This is a genomic window from Streptomyces sp. NPDC042201, from assembly GCF_055582185.1.
This window is the reverse complement of record NZ_JBVJDS010000012.1, coordinates 179,984-204,726: the sequence shown is the minus strand read 5'-3', so window position 1 is coordinate 204,726 and position 24,743 is coordinate 179,984. Positions and strand designations below refer to the sequence as shown.

At 71.5% G+C, this 24,743-nt stretch carries 23 protein-coding genes and 1 riboswitch; of the genes, 6 read left to right on the top strand and 17 right to left on the bottom strand.

Annotation, left to right across the window (positions count from 1 at the left end; translation table 11 throughout):
* The first annotated feature begins 47 nt into the window (after positions 1 to 47).
* Positions 48 to 827, top strand: a complete 780-nt coding sequence (locus ACZ6MZ_RS27355; RefSeq protein ID WP_384181614.1) for an alpha/beta hydrolase — start codon at positions 48 to 50, stop codon at positions 825 to 827.
* Positions 820 to 1,383 carry a hypothetical protein gene (locus tag ACZ6MZ_RS27350; protein ID WP_384181616.1) on the top strand — a complete coding sequence of 188 codons (564 nt, stop codon included), beginning with the start codon at positions 820 to 822 and terminating at the stop codon, positions 1,381 to 1,383. Before ACZ6MZ_RS27355 ends, ACZ6MZ_RS27350 begins: the two co-directional genes overlap by 8 nt.
* Positions 1,384 to 1,386: 3 nt before the next feature.
* Here ACZ6MZ_RS27350 and ACZ6MZ_RS27345 read toward each other — a convergent pair whose 3' ends face one another.
* From ACZ6MZ_RS27345 to ACZ6MZ_RS27320, 6 genes are all read right to left on the bottom strand, one after another.
* Positions 1,387 to 2,139 carry an endonuclease/exonuclease/phosphatase family protein gene (locus ACZ6MZ_RS27345; protein WP_469354948.1) on the bottom strand — a complete coding sequence of 251 codons (753 nt, stop codon included), beginning with the start codon at positions 2,137 to 2,139 and terminating at the stop codon, positions 1,387 to 1,389.
* A gap of 108 nt (positions 2,140 to 2,247) precedes the next feature.
* The gene (locus tag ACZ6MZ_RS27340) at positions 2,248 to 3,189 is read right to left on the bottom strand and encodes an ROK family glucokinase (protein WP_384181620.1); all 942 of its coding nucleotides are present in this window, start codon (positions 3,187 to 3,189) and stop codon (positions 2,248 to 2,250) included.
* 65 nt (positions 3,190 to 3,254) lie between these two features.
* A complete protein-coding gene (locus ACZ6MZ_RS27335) occupies positions 3,255 to 3,752 on the bottom strand; it encodes a DUF5304 domain-containing protein (protein ID WP_386877854.1) in 498 nt (165 codons plus the stop codon).
* 91 nt (positions 3,753 to 3,843) lie between these two features.
* A complete protein-coding gene (locus tag ACZ6MZ_RS27330; protein ID WP_384334142.1) occupies positions 3,844 to 5,031 on the bottom strand; it encodes an ArsA family ATPase in 1,188 nt (395 codons plus the stop codon).
* A 5-nt stretch (positions 5,032 to 5,036) separates the two neighbouring features.
* On the bottom strand, positions 5,037 to 5,486 hold the full coding sequence (locus ACZ6MZ_RS27325; protein WP_384181626.1) for an SRPBCC family protein: 450 nt from the start codon (positions 5,484 to 5,486) through the stop codon (positions 5,037 to 5,039).
* Between the two features lie 110 nt (positions 5,487 to 5,596).
* On the bottom strand, positions 5,597 to 6,373 hold the full coding sequence (locus tag ACZ6MZ_RS27320; protein WP_384181628.1) for a metallophosphoesterase family protein: 777 nt from the start codon (positions 6,371 to 6,373) through the stop codon (positions 5,597 to 5,599).
* Between the two features lie 231 nt (positions 6,374 to 6,604).
* Here ACZ6MZ_RS27320 and ACZ6MZ_RS27315 point away from each other — a divergent pair, with 231 nt between their 5' ends.
* On the top strand, positions 6,605 to 8,401 hold the full coding sequence (locus tag ACZ6MZ_RS27315; protein ID WP_469354944.1) for an AMP-dependent synthetase/ligase: 1,797 nt from the start codon (positions 6,605 to 6,607) through the stop codon (positions 8,399 to 8,401).
* A 530-nt stretch (positions 8,402 to 8,931) separates the two neighbouring features.
* Here ACZ6MZ_RS27315 and ACZ6MZ_RS27310 read toward each other — a convergent pair.
* A complete protein-coding gene (locus tag ACZ6MZ_RS27310) occupies positions 8,932 to 10,089 on the bottom strand; it encodes a glycosyltransferase family 4 protein (protein ID WP_469354942.1) in 1,158 nt (385 codons plus the stop codon).
* A gap of 99 nt (positions 10,090 to 10,188) precedes the next feature.
* Here ACZ6MZ_RS27310 and ACZ6MZ_RS27305 point away from each other — a divergent pair, with 99 nt between their 5' ends.
* Complete coding sequence (locus ACZ6MZ_RS27305) at positions 10,189 to 11,442, top strand: glycosyltransferase 87 family protein (protein WP_469354987.1); 1,254 nt, start codon at positions 10,189 to 10,191, stop codon at positions 11,440 to 11,442.
* On the opposite strand, the gene ACZ6MZ_RS27300 is transcribed toward ACZ6MZ_RS27305, so the two are convergent.
* From ACZ6MZ_RS27300 to ACZ6MZ_RS27280, 5 genes are all read right to left on the bottom strand, one after another.
* On the bottom strand, positions 11,399 to 12,643 hold the full coding sequence (locus tag ACZ6MZ_RS27300) for a hypothetical protein (protein WP_469354941.1): 1,245 nt from the start codon (positions 12,641 to 12,643) through the stop codon (positions 11,399 to 11,401). The two genes, ACZ6MZ_RS27305 and ACZ6MZ_RS27300, sit on opposite strands and share 44 nt — an antisense overlap.
* A 33-nt stretch (positions 12,644 to 12,676) precedes the next feature.
* Positions 12,677 to 13,723 (bottom strand): C40 family peptidase, encoded by a 1,047-nt coding sequence (locus ACZ6MZ_RS27295; protein WP_389789111.1) that lies wholly within the window; start codon positions 13,721 to 13,723, stop codon positions 12,677 to 12,679.
* A 246-nt stretch (positions 13,724 to 13,969) separates the two neighbouring features.
* Positions 13,970 to 14,992 carry a C40 family peptidase gene (locus tag ACZ6MZ_RS27290; RefSeq protein ID WP_384181638.1) on the bottom strand — a complete coding sequence of 341 codons (1,023 nt, stop codon included), beginning with the start codon at positions 14,990 to 14,992 and terminating at the stop codon, positions 13,970 to 13,972.
* Between the two features lie 319 nt (positions 14,993 to 15,311).
* Positions 15,312 to 16,676, bottom strand: coding sequence for an NYN domain-containing protein (locus ACZ6MZ_RS27285; protein ID WP_469354938.1), 1,365 nt, complete (start codon positions 16,674 to 16,676; stop codon positions 15,312 to 15,314).
* Between the two features lie 36 nt (positions 16,677 to 16,712).
* Positions 16,713 to 16,955 (bottom strand): hypothetical protein, encoded by a 243-nt coding sequence (locus tag ACZ6MZ_RS27280; protein WP_384181642.1) that lies wholly within the window; start codon positions 16,953 to 16,955, stop codon positions 16,713 to 16,715.
* 177 nt (positions 16,956 to 17,132) lie between these two features.
* On the opposite strand from ACZ6MZ_RS27280, the gene ACZ6MZ_RS27275 reads away from it, so the two are divergent.
* Together ACZ6MZ_RS27275 and ACZ6MZ_RS27270 are read left to right on the top strand one after the other, a co-directional pair.
* A complete protein-coding gene (locus tag ACZ6MZ_RS27275; protein ID WP_469354985.1) occupies positions 17,133 to 17,807 on the top strand; it encodes a rhomboid family intramembrane serine protease in 675 nt (224 codons plus the stop codon).
* A complete protein-coding gene (locus ACZ6MZ_RS27270) occupies positions 17,804 to 18,085 on the top strand; it encodes an Lrp/AsnC family transcriptional regulator (RefSeq protein WP_384181644.1) in 282 nt (93 codons plus the stop codon). The genes ACZ6MZ_RS27275 and ACZ6MZ_RS27270 overlap by 4 nt, the downstream gene beginning before the upstream one ends.
* A 33-nt stretch (positions 18,086 to 18,118) precedes the next feature.
* On the opposite strand, the gene ACZ6MZ_RS27265 is transcribed toward ACZ6MZ_RS27270, so the two are convergent.
* The 5 genes from ACZ6MZ_RS27265 to qcrC form a co-directional block, all read right to left on the bottom strand.
* A complete protein-coding gene (locus ACZ6MZ_RS27265; RefSeq protein ID WP_469354935.1) occupies positions 18,119 to 19,519 on the bottom strand; it encodes an aminotransferase class V-fold PLP-dependent enzyme in 1,401 nt (466 codons plus the stop codon).
* 201 nt (positions 19,520 to 19,720) lie between these two features.
* Positions 19,721 to 19,838, bottom strand: a riboswitch (SAM riboswitch).
* A gap of 132 nt (positions 19,839 to 19,970) precedes the next feature.
* Complete coding sequence (gene trpD / locus ACZ6MZ_RS27260) at positions 19,971 to 21,035, bottom strand: anthranilate phosphoribosyltransferase (RefSeq protein ID WP_469354933.1); 1,065 nt, start codon at positions 21,033 to 21,035, stop codon at positions 19,971 to 19,973.
* Between the two features lie 209 nt (positions 21,036 to 21,244).
* Positions 21,245 to 22,873 (bottom strand): cytochrome bc1 complex cytochrome b subunit, encoded by a 1,629-nt coding sequence (qcrB, locus tag ACZ6MZ_RS27255; protein WP_469354931.1) that lies wholly within the window; start codon positions 22,871 to 22,873, stop codon positions 21,245 to 21,247.
* Positions 22,870 to 23,922 (bottom strand): cytochrome bc1 complex Rieske iron-sulfur subunit, encoded by a 1,053-nt coding sequence (qcrA, locus tag ACZ6MZ_RS27250; RefSeq protein WP_389789101.1) that lies wholly within the window; start codon positions 23,920 to 23,922, stop codon positions 22,870 to 22,872. Before qcrA ends, qcrB begins: the two co-directional genes overlap by 4 nt.
* On the bottom strand, positions 23,919 to 24,728 hold the full coding sequence (gene qcrC / locus ACZ6MZ_RS27245) for a cytochrome bc1 complex diheme cytochrome c subunit (RefSeq protein WP_384181654.1): 810 nt from the start codon (positions 24,726 to 24,728) through the stop codon (positions 23,919 to 23,921). The genes qcrA and qcrC overlap by 4 nt, the downstream gene beginning before the upstream one ends.
* Positions 24,729 to 24,743 lie beyond the last annotated feature (15 nt).

The window sequence follows — 24,743 nt, the reverse complement described above, 5'->3', positions numbered from 1 at the left end:
GCGTACGGTGAAGTACATATTCCGAGCCTCACGAACAGGAGACCCTGGTGCCGGTCCTTCCTGGAGCCGAGCCGTACCGCCACGAGGGCGGCGAGGTCGGCGTCCTTCTCTGTCACGGATTCACCGGCTCCCCGCAGTCGCTGCGCCCCTGGGCCGAGTATCTGGCCGAGCGCGGGCTGACCGTGTCCCTGCCGCTGCTCCCCGGTCACGGGACGCGCTGGCAGGACATGCAGCTCACCGGCTGGCAGGACTGGTACGCGGAAGTGGACCGGGAGCTGCGGGAGCTGCTGGAGAAGTGCGGCCAGGTTTTCGTGCTCGGGCTCTCGATGGGCGGGGCGCTGGCGCTGCGGCTCGCCGAGAAGCACGGGACGGCGGTCAGCGGAGTCGTCGTGGTGAACCCGGGGATGAAGGTGCACGGCCTGGCCGCGTACGCCCTTCCCGTCGTGCGCCATCTGATCCCGTCGACCGGCGGGCTGACGAACGACATCGCCAAGGAGGGCAGCGAGGAGCTCGGTTACGACCGGGTGCCGCTGCACGCCGCTCACTCCCTGCGTCAGTTCTTCCGGCTGGTGGACGCGGCGCTGCCCCAGGTCACCCAGCCGTTGCTGCTGCTGCACAGCCCGCAGGACCATGTGGTGCCGCCGGCCGACTCGGCCCGGATCCTGGGCCGGGTCTCGTCGCGGGATGTCCGGGAAGTCCTGCTGGAACAGAGCTACCACGTGGCGACGTTGGACCATGACGCGGAGCGGATTTTCGAGGAGAGTCACGCGTTCATCGGCCGCCTCGCTCCGAGTGTCGGGAAGAAGGGGAGCACGACCGGTGGCTGAGCATGACGCGGACCGCGAGCCGCAGCCGATCGACGAGGACGCCGCCTGGGCGGCGATCGTCGCCGCGTACGGGGACGAGCCGGCGGACCCGCCGGGCGCCAAGCCGTTCAAGTCGGTGGACGATCTGGCCCTGCTGGAAAGCGAACGGAACAAGACGGAACCCGACCAGGACCCGGCGGTCCCGGAGAAGGACCCCGAGGAGACGAAGCCCGCGCTGGGCGGCTCGGTCGTCTTCGCGCCGGGTGTCCGTGGTCCGCGCGACTACGAGGTGCCCGAGGAGCGGGAGGAGGACTTCGACGACGGCGACGAGGGGCATTTCGTCCCGCCGGAGCCGCCGCCGCTGCCGGAGTCCGATGTGACCTCCCGGTTCGCCTGGCTCGCGGTGATCGGCGGCCCGGTGCTGATGCTGGTCGCCGTCCTGCTGCGGTGGGACATGACGTGGTGGCTGACCACGGTCTGCATCGGCGGCTTCCTGGGCGGCTTCGCCACCCTGGTGGCGCGGATGCAGCACGGCGACGAGGAGGACGACGACCCGGGCCGCGGCGCGGTCGTCTGAGGCTCAGGACGCCGGGACGCGGAGGGCGGCCAGCACCGGAAGGTGATCCGTGGCCGCCCTCAGATCGTCCTCGCTGAGGCCCGGCAGTCCCCGCGGCACCCCGCAGCCGAGGACCTCGACTCCCTCGGTGGCGAAGATCGCGTCAATGCGCTGCTGCGGGTTCCCGGGCGTCGAGGTGTACTCGCCGCCCCACGGCCGGGCCGCCCAGCAGTCCTTGAGCTCCCCCGCCAGCCGCCGGAAACTGCGGCCGGTGGGACGGTCGTTGAGGTCACCGGCCGCGATGGCGTGCGGTACGTCCATGGCTTTCAGCCGGTCGAGCACCATGCCCGCCTGCGCGTACCGCTCGTCGCTCCGCAGGCTCAGATGACAGCTGAGCAGTCCGATCCTGGCCCGCCCGATCCGTACCACCGCCGTCGCGAAGCCGCGCCGGTGCAGGCCGGGGGTGAGCGGCAGCAGGATGTCCTCGGTCCGCTCGACGGTGGTGCGCAGCGAGCAGAGCAGCAGCGGCCCGGACGCGGTGGCGCCGCCGCTGAGCACCACGAGGCCGGTGCGGGCGGCCAGCCGGGCCGCGTGCTTGCGCCAGCGGAAGAACCGCGGTGCCTCCTGGACGAAGACCAGATCGGGCGCGCAGGCCAGGATCACCCGGGCCAGCGCCGCACGGTCGTCGCGCATCGAGCGGATGTTGTAACTGAGCACCCGGATCACGGCCGAACCGTCCGGCTCGGTACGGGAGTCGGGCAGCGGGGTCATCGCCATGCCCACAAGATAGCGGGCGGCACACGGCCCGAGCGATGGCACCGGCACCGGACATGGCTGTGCCCGCCGCACCCCCACGCGGGGTGCGGCGGGCACAGTCGTGGTGAATCAGCCCTGCCTGGCCAGGTCCGCCGCTCCCACCAGCCCTGCCTCGCCGCCCAGTTGGGCCGCCAGAACCTGGGCGTGCGGGCGCCACTCGCCGCCGATCAGCCAGCGTCTGAAGGACTTGCGGATCGGGTCGAGGACCAGCTCGCCCTCGTCCGAGACGCCGCCGCCGACGATGAACGCGGACGGGTCGAAGAGCGAGGCCAGGTCGGCGAGACCGGCCCCCGCCCAACGGGCCAGCTCGCGGAACGAGTCGATGGCCACCGGGTCGCCGGCGCGGGCCGCCGCGCTGATGTGCCGGCCCTCGATGCCGTCCGGGGTGCCGTCGCCGAGACCGAGCAGGACCCCGGCGTTCTCCGGTGTGGCGTTGGCGCGTTGGCGCGCGTACCGGACGAGGGCACGCCCGGACGCGTACTGCTCCCAGCAGCCCTGGCTGCCGCAGCCGCACAGCAGACCGTCGGGAACGACCCGGATGTGCCCGAACTCGGCGGCCACACCGAAGCGTCCGCGGCGCAGCTTGTTGCCGATGATGATGCCGCCGCCGAGCCCCGTGCCGAGCGTGATGCAGATGACGTCTTCGTGGCCCTGCCCGGCCCCGAACCTGTACTCGCCCCAGGCGGCGGCGTTGGCGTCGTTCTCCACGACAACCGGCAGGCCGACCCGCTGCTCGACCTTGTCCTTGAGCGGTTCGTGCCGCCAGTTGATGTTCGGCGCGAAGAGGACGGTGGCGCGCTTGTCGTCGACGTAGCCGGCGGCGCCGATGCCGACGGCCTCGATCTGATGCCCTTCGCCCGCGCCGGCGACCGCGGCGCAGATCGCGTCCACGATGCCTTCGGCGGTCGGCGGGGTGGGTACCTTGTGCGTCTCCAGGATGGTGCCCTCTTCGTCGACCACGCCGGCCGCGATCTTCGTGCCGCCGATGTCGACGCCGATGGTGAGTCCCATGTGTCCCTCAGTTTTCGGTCGAGCCCCGCTAGGGCCAACCGTACCCGAGGGCGGGCGCGCGGCTGTCAGTCCAGGTCGATGTGACCGCCCGGACCAGGTCCTTCGTCCCTGGGGTCCGTGGGGTCTTCCGACTTCTTCGTCTCGTGTGCGGCGTCCGGTCCCGCGGACGGCGCGGTCGTGGACGGCGGGGCCGCGGAGTCCTGGGTCCAGCGGTTCTCCTGGCCCTCGACGGCGGAGCGGTACGCGGCGAGCAGTTCGTTCCCCGCGGCCGCGAGATGGTCGAAGACTCCGGGGTTGCGCTCGATCACGGGCTCGACGGCGGCCTTGGCCTGGCTGATGAACTGCTGTACGGCGCCCTGGGTGGCCATGCCGAACAGCGGGCCCTGCAGTGAGGAGACCTTGTCGGCGACGGCGTCGACCAGCTTGCGCAGCTCCTCGGAGGCGGAGGCGGGCGGCCGGCCGTAGGCGGCACGGCGGCGGGCCTGTTCCGCTTCGAGGTCTTCCGCGCATGCCGTGGCCCAGGCGTCCGAGTCGGCGGCGGGGCGCTCGGTGGCTTCGCTCATGGGGTTCTCCTGCGCGTCAGGGACCGGTCCTTCCGCCATGGACAGCGGAAGGGTTCGTACCGTCGACGGTACCCGAACGGCCGCGAGTCGTTCAGGAGGTACGCGGCCACAGACCGGGGTCGGGGGTGAATCTGACCCGGAGCACGCCGTCCGTGAGGGCGGCCCCGGTGACGGTGCAGCGGCGCAGCGCGGACGGCAGAGGAACGATCCGGCGGAACGGGCCGACGGTGAGCAGGAGTTCGTCGTCCCTGCGCGTCAGGGACAGTTCGCTCTTGACCGCGCCGGGCAGCGGGAGGCACCAGACGAGCAGATCGTCCTCGGCGATCCGGTCCTCGACCCACCAGGGGTCGCCGGCGGGGCCCGGGGCGGCGTCGTCCGGTCCGGCGGCGAGTCCGGTGTCGAGCAGCGTGAGGTCGTCGGGACCGTGCGGGTCGCGGCCCAGATGCCCCACCTCGCGGAGCGCGGCCTCGGGCACCGCTCGCTCGTACCACTCGTCCAGGCACTTCCGCTGCTGGGCGACGAGTGTCGCGAGCCAGTGGCCGGCCTCGTCGCGGGGCAGTATCCGGTTCGCCACGAGCGCGTCGGCCCGCAGGCCGTACAGGGCGAGGCCGGTACGGGCGGTGCGCACGGCCTCCGCCGCGGCGGGCCCCGGCTCGGCGACCAGCCGCACCGTCGTCGTCCGGTCCTCGATCAGCGACTGGACCTCGGCCAGCTCGGCGTCCCGGCGCGCGGCGGTGTCGTACAGCCACTGCGACGGCATCGGCACGCCGGCGAGCTGGGCCATCAGCGGGCGCAGGGCGCGCGCGGCCTGCCGCTCCTGGGGCAGCAGCCGGCGCAGATAGCGGCGCAGCTGCTCGGGCAGGGCGAGTACGGCCAGGGCGTCCCGTACCGGCGGCAGGTCGACGACCAGCACGTCCCAGTCGCCGTCCGCGGCCCGGCGCAGCGCGTGGAGCAGGGCGAACTGCTCGCTGCCCGGCAGCTCGGTGAGTTCCTCGCCGGTCAGCGGGCGGGCGCCGAGAAGATCGAGTCCGGCGGCCGCCCGCTCCTGGAGTGCGAGAAGTTCCGTACGGAAGTGCTCGCCGGAGTCGATGCGCGCGGCCCACAGGCCGTCCCGCACCTCGGTGGGGTCCGCGCTCACCGGTGCGCCGAGGAGATCACCGAGGGCGTCGGCGGAGAGCAGCAGGGCGCGCCTGCCGCGCCGGGCCTCGGCCAGGGCGGTCGCCGCGGCGATGGTGGTACGGCCGGCGCCGCCGGGTCCGGTGACGAGAACCGTACGCATCGGGGTCAGACTCCGGGGGCGGATTCGACGCGCTTCTTCAGGCCTGCCAGGGCGCGGTCGATGATGACCTTCTCGGCCTTGCGCTTGATCATGCCGAGCATCGGGATCTTGACGTCGACGGTCAGCCGGTAGGTGACCTCGGTGCGGTCGCCGCCGGCGACGGGCGCGAGGAGGTACGAGCCGTCCAGGGCGCGCAGCATCTGCGACTTGACGAGCGTCCAGCTGACCTCGTCGTCCCCGGTCCAGGTGTACGCGAGGGTGTGGTCGTCCTTGATCGCTCCGGCGTCCAGCACCAGCCTGACCTGCTCGGCGCGGCCCTTGTCGTCGGTGGCGAGCACCTCGGCCTCTTTCACCTCGCCGGTCCACTCGGGATAGCGGCCGAAGTCGGCGATCACGCCCATGACGTCGGCGGGTGCCGCCTCGATCGTGATGCTCGAACTGGTGTGTTCCGCCATCGCCGTGCTCCTCCAGATGGGGTCTCTCCTCCGCGAAGCGAGGGGAAGGCCGGTCAGGGGTATGTGGTGGGTCCGGGTATGTGGTGTGCAGGCTATCGCGTGCGCACCGCTCACCATTCCAGGGTCCACGGCCGTCCGGTCGCGGCGAAATGACCGACGTTCACGCACTCCGTCGCGCCCACGCGCATCCGGCCGGCCAGCGGCTGATGGACATGGCCGAAGAGCGCGTAGCGGGGCTTCGTCCGGCGGATGGCGTCCAGCAGGGCGCGGCTGCCGCGCTCGAAGCGGCGGGCGACGGTGTCGTACGTCAGCTCGGGCACATCGGGCGGAATGTGCGAGCACAGCACATCGACGGGACCGAGCGCCTCGACCTTGGCGGCGTACTCCTCGTCGGAGATCTCGTACGGGGTGCGCATCGGGGTGCGCAGTCCGCCGCCGACGAAGCCGAAGACGCGGCCGCCCAGCTCGACACGCTCACCGTCGAGCACGGTGACACCCGGTCCCGCGTACTCCGCCCAGAGGTCCGGGATGTCGACATTGCCGTAGGTGGCGTACGTCGGGGTGGGCAGGGCCGCGAACAGCTCGGCGTACTGGCGCCGTACCGCCCCTTCGATGGCGGCGGCCGGGTCGACACTCAGGCCGGCCCACAGCGCGCGCCCGAAGTCCCGTGCCTCGTCGAAGCGGCGGGCGGTGCGCAGCTCCACGAGCCGGTCGGCGTTCTCGACGCCGAAGAGATCGGGGAAGATCCCGCGCGAGTGGTCCGCGTAGTCGAGGAAGAGGACGAGGTCGCCGAGGCAGATGAGAGCGTCGGCGCCCTCTCCCGCCCTCGCGAGGCCCTGCGTGTTCCCATGGACGTCGCTGATCACGTTGACTCGCACACCAGGCATGACGATCACCCTAGGGTGCTGTTCCCCTTACTCGGTAGAGGGCGCCGGACCTGCGGTTACTTCCCTGGTGTCAGAGGTGTGGACTACTGTGCGCGAAGTACCGACGAAAAGTACCGGTGGGTAACGTCCGGGCAGTCCGGTCGCGCTCCACGGAGCACCTGCCCGATCTTGGACCGCAACCGGCGCAGCACACAGAGCCGTGGCGCCGGCGCCCGATGAGGAGCAGCAGTCTTGCGCGAGTTCAGCCTTCCGGCCCTGTACGAGGTCCCCTCGGACGGCAACCTGACGGATCTCATCCGCCGCAATGCCGCTCAGCATCCCGATGTCGCGGTGCTGGCCCGCAAGGTGGCCGGCGCCTGGGCCGATGTCACCGCCACCCAGTTCCTCGCCGAGGTGCGGGCCGCGGCCAAGGGCCTGATCGCGGCGGGCATCCGGCCCGGCGACCGGGTCGCGCTGATGTCCCGTACCCGCTTCGAATGGGTGCAGCTCGACTTCGCGATCTGGAGCGCCGGCGCGGTCACCGTACCGGTCTACGAGACCAGCTCGGCCGAGCAGGTGCAGTGGATCCTCGGCGACTCGGGCGCGGTCGCCGTCATCGTGGAGAGCGCGGAGCACGCCGCCTCGGTCGAGTCGGTACGGCCCGGGCTGCCCGGCCTGCGCGACATCTGGCAGATCGACAAGGGCGGCGTCGAGCAGCTGACCTCGGCCGGTGCGGAGATCACCGACGCGGTGGTCGACGAGCGCGCCGCGACGGCGAGGGCCGACGACCCGGCGACGATCGTGTACACGTCGGGGACCACCGGCCGCCCCAAGGGCTGCGTGCTGACGCACCGCAGCTTCTTCGCGGAGTGCGGCAACGCGGTGGAGCGCCTCAAACCCCTCTTCCGTACCGGCGAGTGCTCCGTCCTGCTCTTCCTCCCGGCCGCGCATGTCTTCGGGCGGCTCGTCGAGGTCGCGGCCGTGATGGCGCCGATCAAGCTCGGCTGCGTACCGGACATCAAGAACCTCACCGAGGAGCTGGCCAGCTTCCGGCCGACGCTGATCCTCGGCGTACCGCGCGTCTTCGAGAAGGTCTACAACTCCGCCCGCGCCAAGGCACAGGCCGACGGCAAGGGCAGGATCTTCGACAAGGCCGCGCACACGGCCATCGCGTACAGCAGGGCGCTGTCCACCCCGCAGGGTCCGTCCCTCGGCCTCAGGATCCGCCACAAGATCTTCGACAAGCTCGTGTACGGCAAGCTGCGCGCGGTACTCGGCGGGCGCGGCGAGTACGCCATCTCCGGCGGCGCCCCGCTCGGCGAGCGACTCGGCCACTTCTACCGCGGCATCGGCTTCACGGTGCTGGAGGGGTACGGCCTCACCGAGTCCTGCGCGGCCACCGCCTTCAACCCGTGGGACCGGCAGAAGATCGGCACGGTCGGGCAGCCGCTGCCCGGTTCGGTCGTACGGATCGCCGACGACGGCGAGGTGCTGCTCCACGGCGAGCACCTGTTCACGGGCTACTGGAACAACGAGAGCGCGACCGCCGAGGCGCTGGCCGACGGCTGGTTCCACACCGGTGACATCGGCACGCTCGACGAGGACGGCTATCTCGCGATCACCGGCCGCAAGAAGGAGATCCTGGTGACCGCGGGCGGCAAGAACGTCGCCCCCGCGGTGATCGAGGACCGCATCAGGGCGCACGCGCTGGTCGCGGAGTGCATGGTGGTCGGCGACGGACGGCCCTTCGTCGGCGCGCTGATCACCCTCGACGAGGAGTTCCTCGGCCGCTGGGCCCGGGACCACGGCAAGCCGTCCGGATCGACGGCGGCGACACTGCGCCTGGACCCGGAGCTGCTGGCCGAGGTGCAGCGCGCGGTGGACGAGGGCAATGCCGCGGTGTCGAAGGCGGAGTCGGTACGGAAGTTCCGCGTCCTGACGGCGCAGTTCACGGAGGACGCGGGACACATCACGCCGTCCCTGAAGCTCAAGCGAAACGTGGTGGCGAAGGACTTCGCGGACGAGATCGAAGCGATCTATCAGCCTTGAGGTTTCGCCGTCCGGCGGTTGGCCGGGTGCGGTGGTCGTGGGCTGGGGCCGGTTCTCGGGTGCGGGTTGTCGCCGCGTGCGGGGCGCCGTCCGGCGGGGTGCGGGTTGTCTTGGGCGGGGGCCGGTTCTCGGGTGCGGGTTGTCGCCGGGGGCCGGGCAGGGGTGGTGTCCTGGACTGCATGATTTACGGCGCGTGCGGACCGGATCCCGGGTGACACGTTGTCGAGCGCCACAAATCACGCTCTACGTCCTGGACACCACCCCTACCCGTCCCCCTCCACCACCCGCACAGACCCCCCACCCCCACCCCCCAAGCCGGGCGGGGGGCCACCGGTGGGAGGGGGTCGGGGGTGCAGGAGGTGCGTGACCGGACGTAAAGCGTGATTTGTGGCGCACCACAAGCCGCACCGTTCAACCGGCCCGCAGGGCGCCGTAAATCATGCAGTCCGGACACGGACCTCCGGAACCCCCGGCACCCGCACCCCGACGAACAACCCGCACCCCTCGCCGGACGGCGAAACGCACCCGCGCTACAGCAACGACGCGAGCGTGTTCGACAGGGCGTCCCAGCGCCACTGCGACTCGACCCACTCCCGCCCCCGCTCCCCCATCCGGCGCCGCAGCTCCGGGTCCTGGAGCAGCGTGACGATCCGGTCCGCCGACTCCGCCGCCGCGGCCGCCGGCGGGCCGCCGCCGTGGACCACCCAGCCCGTCTCGCCGTCGAGCACGGCGTCCGGCGCGCCTCCCGAGTCGCCCGCGACCACCGGGAGCCCCGTCGCCGAGGCCTCCAGGTAGACGATGCCCAGGCCCTCGACGTCCAGGCCGCCGCGGCGGGTGCGGCAGGGCATCGCGAAGACGTCGCCCGCGCCGTAGTGGGCGGGCAGCTCCGCCCAGGGGACCGCGCCGGTGAAGCGCACGGCGTCGGCGACGCCCGTCTCCCGCGCCAGCTTGCGCAGCTCCGGCTCGTACGGTCCGCCGCCCACGATCAGCAGTACGGCGTCCGGCACGCGCGCCAGGATCGCGGGCAGGGCGAGGATCAGGGTGTCCTGGCCCTTGCGCGGGACCAGCCGGGACACACAGACCACGACGGGCCGCCCCGTGAGCCCGAGCCGCTCCCGGACCGCCGCTCCGCCCGAGCCGGGGTGGAAGGTCTTCTCGTCGACGCCGGGCGGCAGGCGCACCATGCGGGCAGCGGCCTCCGTAGTGAGCGCGGCGGCGATGCGGGAGCGGGTGTACTCACCGAGATAGGTGATCGTGTCGGTGGACTCGCCGATGCGCCGCAGCAACTGCCGGGAGGCGGGCAGCTGTGCCCAGCCGGCCTCGTGGCCGTGCGTGGTGGCGATGAGGCGCCGGGCGCCCGCCCTGCGCAGCGCGGGCGCCATCAGACCGAGCGGGGCCGCCGCGCCGAACCAGACCGACTCACAGCCGTGTTCGCGCAGCAGCCGGGTCGCCTTCCGGGTGACACGCGGGGTCGGCAGCAGCATCGTCGTACGGTCGCGTACGACGATGAAGGGCTGCTCGGCGTCGAAGGCGGCGGTCGCCTCCGCACCCTCGCGGCCGCGCTTCCAGGTGGAGGCGTAGACGACGAGCCGCTCGGGGTCCAGCCGGAGCGCGATGTTGTGCAGGAACGCCTGGATGCCGCCGGGCCTGGGCGGAAAGTCGTTGGTCACGATCAATGTCTTGTGCATCGCCGCAGACAGTACCCAACGGCCCTGCCTCATCGCCCGCGCACAGCCCCGCCCGGCATCATGACTTCCGCAATCACGTACGAATCGGACGAGGTGGTCATGGCGGGCGCGCGCGGCACACGCTTTCCGGTCGCGGTGTGGGCCCTCACCAGGGCCGCCCTGCTGCTCTGTGTCTTCAAGGTGGTCACGCTGCCGGGGCCCGACGTCACCTCCGACGTCTCGGTGATCTACCAGGGCTGGTACGAGATCCTGAAGACCGGCACCTTCCCGCTGGACGACGTGACCTGGCAGTATCCGCCCGCGGCCGCGCTCGCGATCGGCTCCCCCGCGGTGCTGCCGTTCCTGGGTTACGCCTCGGCCTTCTTCGTGCTGGCGTTCCTCTGCGACGCGCTGGTCTTCGGGCTGCTGCTGCGCGCGGGCGGCCGGGCGGGCCGGTCGCGGCGGGGGGCGTGGGTGTGGCTGGCGGGGGTGCCGCTGCTCGGTCCGACGTCGTACGCCCGGTACGACCTGATGGTGACGGCGGTGGCCGTGGTCGCGCTGCTCGCCGGGGCCCGGCGGCCGCGGCTGATGGGCGCGCTCGCCGGGTTCGGCGCGCTGCTGAAGGTGTGGCCGGTGCTGCTGCTGGTGGGCACCCCGCGCGGCCGGGCCACCCGCGGGTCGTGGGCCGCCGCGGCCGTCACCGCCGTCGGGCTGCTCGCGCTGGGCTCCGCCGTGATGCCGGGCGCGCTGGCCTTCCTCACCTTCCAGCGCGACCGGGGCACCGAGATCGAGTCGCTGGGCGGCCTCGTCTTCCAGGTGGCGAGGCGCTTCGGCTGGGACGGGGAGGTACTGCTCAACTACGGTTCCGTGGAGTTCCTCGGACCGTATGTGGAGCTGGTCAGCAGGGCGGCGCTGGGGCTGTCCGTGCTCGCCCTCTGCTGGCTGCTGGTGTGGCGGCTCAGGGCGCGCGAGTTCACCGCGAGCACACCGTGCGACGCGGCGTTCGCCGCGGTTCTGCTGTTCACCACCACGAGCCGGGTGATCAGCCCTCAGTACATGCTGTGGCTGGTCGGCCTGGCGGCCGCCTGTCTGGCGCTGCGGGCGAGCCGGATGGGGGTACCCGCGCTGCTGGTCCTGGCCGCCACCGCGGTGACGCTGGTCGAGTTCCCGATTCTGTTCTCGCATGTGGTGCTCGGCGGGCCCGTGGGCATCCTGCTGCTGGCCGTACGCAACGGGCTGCTGGTCGCCGCGACGCTGATCGCCTGCCGCCGGCTGTGGCGGCGGACCGTCCCCGGCCCCCGGGAGCGCCGGCCGGACGGCGGAGCGGCCGTCAGCCCAGCCGCTCCCGCAGATAGCCGCGCCAGCGCGCCGTGAAGTCTTCCGGCGTCGTGGACAGGACATCGTGCATCGCCTTCTCCACCGCGCCGTCGCGGCGGCCGTGCGCGCCCACGGCGCGGTAGAAGTCGGTCAGCCGCTTCTCGCCCCAGCGCTCGGCGATCAGCTCGCAGGCCAGCCAGCCGCTCTCGTACGAGCGTGCCAGCCGGCCGGCATCGCCGCCGAAGGCGAAGTCCTCGTCGGACGGCAGGGTGGCAGGCGATTCGCCGAGACGGACGGCGCGTTGCAGTTCGGGGGCGATCTGCTCGGCGGTCCGGTCCGTGCCGCGGTACGCGACCCGGTCCGCGAAGCCCTCCGAGAGCCAGACCGGGGTGGCCGCCGAGGTGGCGGCTCGGGTCGCCACGTGTGTGGTCTCGTGGGTGAGGACGATCCGCTGTCCGAAGTCGCCGAGGGCGCCGTACGCGTCCGGGTTCACGATGACCCGGTCGGCGGGTGACGCGCCCGAGTGTCCGGTCTCTCCGGTGGTGACCGCCGCGATGCCCCGGTAGCCGGCCGCGGGCGCCCCCAGCAGCCGCGCCATGGAGTCCACGGAGCCGGGCACCAGCACGACCACCCGCTGGGACCAGCGGCCCGGCCAGGCACCGTCGACGGCGGGTACGGCCAGGTCCGCGGCGGCGGCGATCCCGCGCAGCCGGTCCTCGCGCTGCCCGACGCCGAGGACGAGGCTGTGGCCGCCGCGTACGGCCCGTACGTCGCCCTGCTGCCAGAGCTGCTGGGCGCCGCCCTTGCCCGGCCGGTCCGCCGTCACGTACCAGCGTCCTTCGCGCTCGCCCAGCTCCAGGGTGCGGGGCGTCGACACCGGCGCGCTGTCGTAGCCGTCGAGCCGGTAGCGCAGCTCGGCCTGGGCGGTGGCCCGGTGGCCGGAGTGCCGGACCGCGGTGAGCCGGTACTCCCAGGAGCTGAACGGCATCTCGGCGAGGTTCTCGAACTCCCCGCGCCCGGTGGCGCGCAGCGTCCCCGCAGAGGGGTCGAGAACGGCCAGGTACGCGCGCTCGTCCCGGTCCAGGACGGCCGCCGCCCAGCGGTCCAGGGTCAGCTGGATCTCCGCGGTGGCGGCGTCGGGGGGCTCGGCGGGGACCGTACAGCCCGCCGCGAGCAGCAGAGCGGCGAGCCACAGCACGGCGGGGCGCCGGCGCGCGCCGCCGTGCCGTCCCCTCGCGGTATGCCCCTGACCTGCCACCCGGCCGATCGTACGGGGTGTCCCGCCTGGGGATCAGACGCGCGTGACCGAGGAGACGGGCATCATGCCGACCGGGTCGTAGCGCACCGCGGCGCCGGGATACGGCGCGTGGATCACCTGGCCGTTGCCCGCGTACATCCCGATATGGCTCGCGTCGTCGCGGTACGTCACGAGGTCGCCGGGCCGCGCCTGGGACAGCGGGATCTGCCGGCCGGCGTACCGCTGTGCCTGGGAGGTGCGCGGCAGTCCGACGCCCGCCTGGGCGTACGCCCACTGGGTGAGCCCCGAACAGTCGAAGCGCGAGGGCCCGTTGGCGCCCCACACGTAGGGCAGGCCCACGGCCCGCTGGGCCGCCAGCATCGCGGCCGCGGCCCGCGCCGAGGACGGCAGGCCGCCGGGCAGGCCGCCGACGAGCGCGGTCAGCTCGTCGCGGCCCGAGCGGGAGGCCCGGTCGAAGGAGCCGCGCTCGTCGGCGGGCAGGGTCTTCAGCAGCCTCCGCGCCTCGGCCAGTCTGCCTTCGACGGCGCGCTTGTGGCGGGCGACGGCGGCCCTGCTGCGCTCCAGCTCGGTGAGACCGTGCGCGGCTTCCGTGCGTTCCTGTCCCAGCGTCCGCCGCGCCTGCTGGAGTTCGCGCAGGACGCCGGCCTGGCGTTCGCTCACCCGCTCCAGGACCGAGGCCTTGTCGAGATAGCTGTCGGGGTCGGAGGAGAGCAGCAGGGCGAGGGCCGGATCGATGCCGCCGGAGCGGTACTGCGAGCCCGCGACCGAACCGAGCGCTCCGCGCATCCGGTTGATACGTTCCTGGCCGCGCGCGGCTCGGTCCTGGGCCTGGCCGATCAGCGTCCGCAGCCGGCCCGCCCGCTCGCCCGCCTTGTTGTACTGCTCGGTGGCCTTCTCGGCCTGTTCGTACAGCCGGTCGACCTTGGCCCGGACGGCCGCGGGCGTCTGCTGCGGGTCGGCGCCCGCCGGGGCGGCGCCGAGCACCACCGCCGTGGCCGCCGCGGTGGACACGGCCAGCGCCGCGCTGCCGCGGGCAGCGAAGCCCAGGCCGGACTGTGAGGAGCGGCGATGGGACACCACAGGTAGCCGCACTCCCTTCCGCTGTACGCACTCACGCCGCTCCTGCCGCCCGACGGGCGGACCGATGGCCGGAGCTACGCGGAGCAGACAGTAACCGCGCGACCACGGTGCGGCCAACGACCGCCCCGCGCACACAATAGTGACGCCCCGCCGTGGACCACAGGTCATCGGCGGGGCGCGGGGTGAGCGGCCGTTACCGGAATTCGCCCGAATGGGCGGTGCCGGCGGCGTGCGGTGGGCCGTGCGTCAGATGCGCACACCGAACTGGAACGGCATGTTGTTGATCGACTCGTAGCGCACGCTGGCACCCGGCTTGGGCGCGTGCAGCACCTGGCCGTTGCCGGCGTAGAAGCCGACGTGGTGGAGGTCGCCGTAGAAGAGAACCAGGTCGCCCTGCTGGAGCTGGCTCATCCCTATCCGGGTACCGGCGTTGGCCTGGGACTCGGAGGTACGGGGTATGGAGACGCCGGCCTGGGCGTACGCCCAGGAGGTCAGCCCGGAGCAGTCGAAGGAGCCGGGGCCGCTGGCGCCGTAGACGTACGGCGTGCCGATCTTGCCCTGGGCGGCGGCGAACGCGGCGGAGGCACGCTGCGAGGCGGGCACCGAGTTGCCGAGGTCCGCACGGGAGGTGGCGCGGCTGGCGCGCGACTCCTCGTCGACGAGCGCGGCGCGCTCCTGCGCGGTGAGCGTGTTGAGCAGCTTCTGCGCGGCGGCGAGCTTGCCCTTGACCTCGTTCTTCTTCGCGCCGAGTTCCTTGCGGGTGTCCGCGAGGTCCTTGACCTTCTCCTGGGCTTCCTTGCGCTGCTGCGCGAGGGACCGCTGCTTCGACTGGATCTGCTGGAGCGCCTCGGCCTGCTTGGCGGTGACCTGGTCGAGCGTGGACGCCTTGGCCAGGTAGGTGTCCGGGTCGGAGGAGAGGAAGAGCTGCACGGCGGGGTCGATGCCACCGGTGCGGTACTGGGCACTGGCCATCGAACCGAGGCCGTCGCGCAGGTCGTTGAGCTCGTCCTGGCCGCGGGCGACCTTGTCCTGGAGGGCGTCGACCTGCTTCTCGAGCTTGCCCTGCGCCTCCTTGGCCCCGTTGTACTTCTCGGTGGCCTTCTCCGCGTCCTCGTAGAGCTTGTCGACCTTCTCCTTGACGTCGCTCTTGCTCGGCTTCGGGTCGGCGTGAGCGGCCTGGGACGTCAGAGCAACGGCAGCGGCGGCAGTGGCGGTGAGCACGGTCACACGGGCGCGGCTCGGCTGCTTGGGACGACGGTGGGACGCCACGAAGGCGAGCTCCTTCTTCCTCTGCCGCCTACCGGGCCCTGGGGACGAAAGCCCCGGCTTCATGCGTCCGACTCCCCCGCGAACTGGGCTGAACTGCACGAAATCGGCGGTACCTTCGCTGTCACCCCGGATGGGCGATCAACCGCGCGAAGGTTCGAAGCCTGACCTTAGTGACCTACTTGTGATCAGTTCAAATCCTCACGAGGAAAATCTCAGTCAGTAAGCGCATAATTTACAGACATCACACGGGCAGTGATGGACATTTGACACTGCGCTCCCACATCGGACGGTCAATTCCGGCATTGGCCGCATGAGTTGCCTAGACGCGCGAAAGCCGCTTCAGCAACAAAGCGGACGCGACCGGTCTCGCCCCGGCCTTCGCCACTCCGTCCGCGACCTCCCGGTCGGTGGAGACCACCACCAGCGGCCGTCCGGGCGGCTCCGCCCGGACGAGCTGGCGGATCAGCTCGTCCGCGGTCACCCCCGCCTTGGAGAACAGCACCCGCACCCCGCGCGGCGGGGCCAGCAGCACCGGCGCCGCCAGCTCGGCGCCGTCGAAGACACAGGTCATCTCGGCGCCCGTCTGCGCCGCGAGCATGGCGAGGCCGCCCAGCAGCCGCAGCCGCTGCTTCTCCAGCGGCATCGTGGGATAGCCGGTCTTGGTGACGTTGTAGCCGTCCACGATCAGATGCGCCTGCGGCAGCGCCAGCAGCTGGTCGAGCAGCGCCGGATCGGTCTCGGAGAGCGCGCGGGCCGCCACGTCCTTGGGAGACATACGGCCCGGCTCGACCGCGTCGACCGTGTCGGCGGGACGGGCGGCGGCCGGCGGCAGGGCCAGCTCGCGCCGCAGCCCCTGAGCGGACTCCAGCACCGTGTCCAGCAGCAGCCGCAGCCGCATGTCCTCGACCGAGCGGCCCTCACGGGCGGCCCTGCGGCTCGCCTCGACCGCCGACTCCGCCTCGCCGAGCCGCGCCTTGATCCGGCGCGTCTCACTCTCGGCGGCCGACACCTGCGCGGCGGCCTCGGCCCTGACCGCCTCGGCCTCCGTGTGCGTACGGCGCAGCGCGGCCTCGCCCCGCTTCACATCGCTCTGGGCGCTGCGCAGCTTGCGGTGGAGCGCCTCGGCCTCCTTGCGGGCCGCCTCCAGCTCCGTACGCAGCCGCTCGGTCTCGCTCTTCGTCTGAGCCCTGGCGGCGGCCAGCTCCTCGCGCAGCCGCTCCAGCTCGCGCCTGGCCTCCTCGTCGGCGCGCTCGGCGTGGGCCCGCTGGGCCTCCTCGCCCGCGGCCGCCACCAACTTCACCCATCCGGGGGGACGCAGGATGTACGCGGCCGCCGCCACATCGACCGGGTCGGCCGCCGCGGGCGGCGATCCCGACTCCAGAGCCGCGGCCAGCTCGGGCTGGGACTGGCTGATCCGCTCCCCGATCCGCTGCCGGAACAGCGGATCGCTCTCCAGCGCCGCGGCCATCGCGTTGCCCGCGAACTTGGCACGCCTGTTCGGTGTGAACCGGGCGTACTGCCGCAGCTGCGCGGGGAGTTCGGTGACGGTCAGACCGCCGAAGGCGTCGGAAACGAGCCCGACGACCCGGCGCCGTACCCCGTCCGGGAGCGGGCGGTCGAGCGCCTCCGCGGCGTCACCGTCGGCCGCACCGGCCGGCTCAGCACCGCTCGCGGGCTGCTCCACGATCCGTCACCCCACTACCCCTTTCGGGCGGCTCCCTCAGGAGCCGGCGCCCGGCCTGTCCACCAGTTCGATCTGGTCCACCGCGTTGCACCAACGACACCGCACCGACTCGATGGTCTCACTGACCACCTCGCGTTCCTCGACCTTCGGTTCCCCGGCCAGGTCCAGATGGACGTACTCCACGGCCTTCGACGAACGCGTCACGTCGAAGCGCGTGAGATTGCCGCACAGGGTGCAGCGCCACCGGGTGGTCGCCGTCGGCTGGGGAACCGTCGTCATATTGCCGTCCTCTTTCGTCGTCCCTCGTGCGGTGCGCCGTCGAACGGCGGCGGTATGACACGCAACCCTACGGCCTGGCGGGCCCCCGGGGAGCGGCGAGGCACTCTGTACCGTTCGGTGCCGGTACGCCATGCTCTGTCAGTGATCAATTGGCGGACGGTGGCCGGCGGACCGGTGGTGACCTATGGGCTGATCGGCCTCTGCTGTCTGGCCTTCCTGGTCAGTCCGCTGTCGGGCTTCCATCCGGTGTACGGGAACGGGGACGCCCTCCTCGCCGCGCAGAGCGCGTATTTCGAACGGTGGGGTGTCATCCCGGCCGAACTGACGGGCAACTCCTCGCATGCCCTGCTCACCCCGCTGACCGCGCTCTTCGTGCACGGCAACTGGCTGCATCTGCTGGGGAACCTGCTCTTCCTGTACGTCTTCGGGGCCATGGTCGAGCGGCGGATGGGCCGGGCGTGGTTCCTGCTCTTCTATCTCGGCGTCGGCTATCTCGCGCTGTTCGTGTTCGCGGCGGTCAACGCCACCTCGGAGCAGACCCTGGTGGGGGCCTCCGGCGCGATCTCGGGGGTGCTCGGCGCCTTCCTCTTCCTCTTCCCCACAGCGCGCGTCACCAGCCTCTTCCCGTTTCTCTTCTTCCTGCCGCTGCGCTTCCCCGCCTGGATCGTGCTGATCTTCTGGTTCGTGCTGCAGTGGCTGGCGGCGCGGAACGCGGAGGCGGGCCCGGGGGTCGCCTATCTCGCGCATCTGGTGGGCTTCGCCGCGGGCTTCCTCTACGCCTGGGTGCGCTACTGGCGTACCGATAGAGTGGGAGACCAAACCGCGGCCACCGAGGGAGAACGCCAACCGTGATCACCGCGATCGTGCTCATCAAGACCAGCGTGGACCGGATCCCCGAGATCGCGGAGTCGATCGCCGCGCTGGACAGCGTCAGCGAGGTCTTCTCGGTCACCGGCACGTACGACCTGATCGCCATGGTGCGCGTCCCCAAGCACGACGATCTGGCGGATGTGATCCCCGGCCGGATCAGCAAGATCGCGGGCGTCGAGGCCACCGACACGCATGTGGCGTTCCGTACGTACTCCCAGCACGACCTGGAAGCGGCCTTCGCCATCGGACTCGACGGGTAGGGCCGCCGCTCAGGGCGTGCCGCGGTACGGAGCTCAGACGGCGGCGCCGTCCCGGTCCGGGACGCAGCGGCCCTCCTCGGTGCGGTAGCTCCACCGGGCGCCGTCCCGCACCAGCTCCTTCACCGCTCCGACGAACCGGTCCACATGCTCGTCCGGGGTGCCCGCGCCGAAGCTGACCCGGATCGCGTTGAGCGAGCGCTCGCCCGGCTCGGCCTCCGGGGCGCCGCACTCCCCCGGGTCCTGTGGGTCGCTGCCCAGCAGGGTCCGCACCAGCGGGTGGGCGCAGAAGAGTCCGTCGCGTACCCCGATGCCGTACTCCGCGGACAGCGCGGCGGCGAAGTGCGAGCTGTTCCAGCCCTCGACCACGAACGACAGGACGCCGACCCGCGGCGCGTCGTCGCCGAAGAGCGAGAGCACCCTGACCTCGGGCACCTCGGCCAGGCCCGCGCGCACCCGGGTGATGAGCCGCTGCTCGCGCTCGACCAGCGTGTCGAAGCCGGCGTCGGTGAGTGCCTGGCAGGCGGAGGCGATGGCGTACACCCCGATGACGTTGGGCGAGCCGGCCTCGTGCCGCGCGGCGGTGGTGTGCCAGGCGACCTCCACCGCCCCGTCGGTACGGCGGGTCACCGTGCGGCTGGCGCCACCGCCGGCGAGATACGGCTCCGCGTCCTGGAGCCAGTCGGCGCGGCCGGCAAGCACCCCGGAGCCGAACGGCGCGTACAGCTTGTGCCCGGAGAAGGCCACCCAGTCGACGTCAAGACCGGCGATGTCCACCGGGTGGTGCGGGGCGAGCTGGGCGGCGTCGAGGACGATACGGGCGCCGTGGGCGTGCGCGGCGGCGGCCAGCTCCCGCACCGGCCACAGCTCACCGGTGACGTTGGAGGCGCCGGTGACACACACCAGCGCCGGCGTACGGGAGTCCCGGCCCGCGAGCGCGCGCTCCAGGGCGGCGACGGCCTCTCCCGGCGTACGGGGAGCGTCCAGGCAGGTCACCCGGGCGTCCCGCCAGGGCAGCAGCGCGGCGTGGTGCTCGGTCTCGAAGACGAACACCTCGCAGCCGTCGGGGATCACGGCCGCCAGCAGATTCAGCGAGTCGGTGGTCGAGCGGGTGAAGACGACCTGGTCGCCGGGGCGGCAGCCGAGGAAATCGGCGACCGTACGGCGGCTGCTCTCGAACAGGTCGGTGGAGAGCTGCGAGAGATAGCCGGCGCCGCGGTGCACGCTGCCGTAGTACGGGGCGTAGGCGGCCACGTCGTCCCAGACCCGCTGGAGGGCGGGGGCGCTGGCCGCGTAGTCGAGCGCGGCGTAGGTGACTTCGCCGCCGGTGACGAGCGGGACGGTGACGTCGCGTCCGAGCACCTCCAGCGGCGCGGCGCAGGCGGGGTCGTCGGCGGGCGGGGTCGTCGTGGCGGCGGCGTTCGGGTATGCGGACATGGCGGTATCTCCCGGCAGGACAAGTCGGAACGGCTTCAAGAACCCGCCCGGCGGCACAGCGGTGCCACGACAGAAGCGGGGATTGCCTCGACGCACGGAGAGCACTGTGCGGAGGTGTGTTGAAGAGCGGGCAGAGAAGCCCTATCGCATTCGCTTGCTCACGAGACTGCTCCCTTGAGGACCAGGACCCCAGGTGGCAGGGGTCCGCGCTTGCCGCAGACCTCTCTGCCTACGGCCTGGTCTTCACCCGGGGCACCCCGCCACGGACGGAGGGTTGCCGGACAGCGAGCCGGGGCCTTAATCGCTGTCACTCATGACCTTGGGCGAAATTATGGCACAGCGCCCCTGACCCCCCAAGCCGGCGTCCGCGATACGGGACACGGGGGTGGGTGGCCGCGCCCGGCGACACGCGCCGCGCGCGGCCGCCCCCGCCCTCGCCGGGGGCGGTCCGTCAGGCGTTGCTGGCCGCGACCCAGCGCTCCAGCGCCTGCCGCGCCGCGCCCGAGTCGATGGACTCCGCCGCCCGCACGATCCCCGCCGCCAGCTGGAGGTCCAGCGAGTCCCCCGTCGGGTCCAGCGCCACCAGCGCCGCCGCCGAGTTCAGCAGCACGGCGTCCCGTACGGCGCCGGTCTCGCCGGCCAGCAGCCGGCGCGCGACCTCCGCGTTGTACGACGCGTCCGCACCGCGCAGCGCCTCGACCGGCACCAGCTCCAGGCCCACGTTCCGCGGGTCGAAGGCCTCCTCGGTCACCTTTCCGTCCCGTACCACCCACACCCGCGAGGTGGCCGTGGTGGTCAGCTCGTCGAGTCCGTCGTCGCCGCGGAAGACCAGCGACGAGTTGCCCCGGTCGGCGAGCACCCCGGCCACGATCGGCGCCATCCGCAGGTCCGCCACGCCGACGGCCTGGGCGCGGACCCTGGCCGGGTTGGTGAGCGGACCGAGGACATTGAAGGTGGTCTGCGCGCCCAGCTCCTTGCGGGCCCTGGCCGCGTAGCGCAGGGCGGGGTGGAACTTCACCGCGAAGCAGAAGGTGATCCCCGCTTCCTCGGCGACCTCGACGACCCGTTGCGGCGTCAGCTCCAGATTGACGCCCAGCTTCTCCAGTACGTCCGAGGCGCCGCTCGCCGACGAGGCGGCGCGGTTGCCGTGCTTGACGACCTTGGCGCCGGTGCCGGCCACGACGATCGCCGACATGGTGGAGATGTTGACGGTCTTGGCGAGATCGCCGCCGGTGCCGACGATGTCGACCGTACGCCCGGGCACCTCAATGGTGTTGGCGTGCGCGTACATGGCACGTACCAGACCGGAGACCTCCTCGACGGTCTCCCCCTTGGCCCGCAGCGCGACCGCGAATCCGGCGATCTGCGCGTCGGTGGCCTCGCCGCTCATGATGCGGTCCATGGCCCACGCGGTGTCGTCCGTGCTCAGGTTCTCGCCGCGCAGCAGGGGGTTCAGTACGCCCGGCCAGGTGCGGGCCGCCACGGTGTCGCCTCCGACGGGGGTAACAGCGCTCATGCTCGCTCCTGGATGTCTGGGGCCGGTCCGCGGCCCTGTGCGGCCTGCGGCAAGCCTATCGGCGTCGACCCGCCGGTAACGACCTGGTCGTAAGACCGGGTGCCCGAACTGCGGACAGCACCGTGTCACGCCGAGGGCCCCGGCCGGTTCCCTCGCGGGAGACCGGGCCGGGGCCCTCGGTGGTGGCGACCTCAGGAGGCCGGCTGGGATCAGTGGTGGCCGTGGCCGCTGGTGATCTCCTTGTACTCCTCGGCGGTGGGCTTGGGGATCTGGTTCCCCTCGCCGTAGTAGCTCTTGCTGAGCTTCGCCCTGAGCTTCTCGGCGGGCGACACCTTGCGCTCGACACCGTTCTCGTCGACCGTGGCGCCGATCTCGGCCGGCCGGTACTGCTCGTGCGCGGTGAGCTTGTGCAGATCACTCTGGTCGAGCGGCGTGTGGACCTCGACGAACTCGCCGTGCGGCAGCCGCTTGATGATGCCGGACTCGCGTCCGTGCAGCACCTTCTCGGCGTCGCGCCGCTGCAGACCCATGCAGATCCGCTTGGTGACGACGAAGGCGATGACCGGTGCGACGAAGAAGGCGATCCGGACGAACCAGGTGATCGCGTTGATCGACAGATGGAAGTGCGTCGCCCAGAGGTCGTTCCCGCCGCCGACCAGCAGGACGAAGTACCACGTCAGCCAGGCCACGCCGAACGCCGTGCGGGTCGGCACGTTACGCGGGCGGTCCAGGATGTGGTGCTCACGCTTGTCGCCGGTGACCCAGGACTCGATGAACGGATAGACCGCGATGGCGACCAGCACCAACGGGAAGATCATCAGCGGGATGAAGACACCCAGGACGAGGGTATGGCCCCAGGCGTTGATCTCCCAGCCCGGCATGAACCGGATGAGTCCCTCGGAGAAGCCCATGTACCAGTCGGGCTGGGCGCCGGTGGAGACCTGGTCGGGACGGTACGGGCCGATCGACCAGATCGGGTTGATCGTGGCGATGGCAGAGACGATCGAGATGATGCCGAAGACCAGGAAGAAGAAGCCTCCGGCCTTCGCCATGTAGACCGGCAGCAGCGGCATGCCCACGACGTTGCTGTTCGTACGGCCGGGGCCCGCGAACTGCGTGTGCTTGTGGTAGAAGACCAGGATCAGGTGGGCCACCACGAGGCCGAGCATGATGCCCGGCAGCAGCAGGATGTGGATCGAGTAGAACCTCGCCACGAAGTCGCCGCCCGGGAACTCCCCGCCGAACAGGAACATCGACAGGTACGTGCCGACGATCGGCATGGACAGGACCGCGCCCTGCATGAAGCGGACACCGGTGCCGGAGAGCAGGTCGTCGGGGAGCGAGTAGCCGGTGAACCCGGTGAACATGCCCAGGACGAGCAGCAGGAAGCCGAACACCCAGTTGATCTCGCGGGGCTTGCGGAACGCGCCGGTGAAGAACACGCGCATCATGTGCACGAGCATCGCCGCGACGAAGATCAGCGCCGCCCAGTGGTGGATCTGCCGGATCAGCAGACCGCCGCGGACGTCGAAGCTGATGTCCAGCGTCGAGGCGAACGCCTCGGACATCCGCACACCCTGCAGCGGGACGTAACCGCCGTGGTAGACCACCTCGTTCATCGACGGGTGGAAGAACAGCGTCAGGTACACACCCGTGAGGATGATGATGATGAAGCTGTACAGGGAGATCTCGCCCAGCATGAAGGACCAGTGGTCCGGGAAGATCTTCCGCATGTTGGCCTTGGCCAGGCCGTAGATCCCCAGCCGGCCGTCCGCCCAGTCGGCGACCCGCTCACCTGCGGGCGTCTTGCGGTTCTTGTCGTCCGTAGCGGTACTCATCCGCGCTCCCAGAAGGCAGGGCCGACGGGCTCGGCGAAGTCGCCGAGCGCCTCGAGGTTGCCCTCAGCGTTCACGCCGATGCGCAGCTGCGGGAGGGCGTGACCGGCCGGGCCGAAGATGACGCGGGCGCCGTCGGCGAGGTCGAAGGTGGACTGGTGGCACGGGCAGAGGACGTGGTGCGTCTGCTGCTCGTACAGGCTGATCGGGCAGCCGACGTGGGTGCAGATCTTCGAGTACGCCACGATCCCCTGGTGGGACCATGCGAGCTCGCGCTTGTCCTTGATCTCGTCCGGCTGAATCCGGACGATCATCAGGGCCGCCTTGGCGATCTCGACCTGGAACTCCTCGCTGTCCTCGTGCAGGCCCTCGGGCATGGCGAAGGTCAGCGAACCCACGACGATGTCCTCGGGGCGCAGCGGCAGGTTGGTGTTCATGTTGATGAGCTGCTTGCCCTTCGCCCACAGCGTGGAGCGGAGCTTCTTCTCGGGCAGCGGACCCAGGTCGCGCAGCAGCATCACACCGGAGAGCGGCACCAGCGCGAGCGCGCCGAACATCGTGTTGCGGATCAGCTTGCGCCGGCCGAAGCCGGACTCCGCGGCACCCGCCGCGAAGTCCTCCAGGACCTTCGCCTTGACCTCGGGCGGGGCCTCGATCGGATGACGCTCGGCGGCGGTCTCCACGTCGGACATCAGCGTGCGGGCCCAGTGGACCGCGCCCGCGCCGATGCCGAAGAGCGCGATGCCCAGCGTCATACCCAGCGAGAAGTGCAGGATGCTGATGTGACCGAGGGGCCAGATGTACAGGCTCTTGTCGACCGGGAACGCCACGAACGAGGCGATGAAGGCGACGGTCGCGAGCATCGACAGCAGGAACAGGGAGGCGACCGCGCGTTCCGACCGCTTGGCCGCCCGCTCGTCGATGTCCTGGACCCGGGGCCGGTGCGCCGGCAGTCCGGGGTCCGCGAACGGGTCGTCCGCCCGTTCCACCGCGCCGTGCGCGGCTCCCTGCTCGCTCGGCAGGGTCTCTTCTGGAATCTCTTGGCTACTCATGACTTCTTGGCCTTAGCGGTGTGGGCCGCGACCCAGATGGCAATTGCGATCAAAGCACCCAGCCCGAAGATCCAGGCGAACAGGCCTTCGCTGACGGGGCCGAGGCCGCCCAGCTTGAGACCACCGGGGCTCTCGGTCTCGTCTCCGTTCACCGCCTGGACGTACGCGATGATGTCCTTCTTCTGCTGCTCCGGCATCGTGGAGTCGGGGAAGGAAGGCATGTTCTGCGGGCCGGTCTGCATGGCCTCGTACATGTGCTTCGGATCCACGCCTGCGAGGTTCGGTGCGCTCTTGCCATGGGTCAGAGCACCACCTTCGCCGGTGAAGTTGTGGCACTGGGTGCAGTTGGTACGGAACAGGTCGCCGCCCTTGGCGATGTCGGCGCCGTCGGGGCTGTACTGCTTCGCGGTCGGCACGATCGGGCCGGCGCCGAGGGACGCGACGTATGCGGCGAGCTGGTCGATCTCCTTCTGCGAGTAGATGACCTTCTTCTTCGGCACCTGCGGGCCGGGCTGCTGAGCCGGCATACGGCCGGTGCCGACCTGGAAGTCCACGGCGGCTGAGCCGACGCCGACCAGGGTCGGGCCGTCAGAGGAACCCTGACCGCCGGCTCCGTGGCAGCTGGCGCAGCCGACGGAGTAGAGCTTCTTGCCCTCCTCGATGGCGAGGGACTGGGCGGTCTCGTCAGCCTGCGCCTTGCTCGCGGGCGCGAACGCGGCGTAGAGCCCCCCGGTGGCCGCCAGCGCGAGGAGTAGGACGACGACCGCCGCCAGCGGATGGCGTCGTCGTGCGGAGAGCTTTTTCACGGATTACCCCGGTGT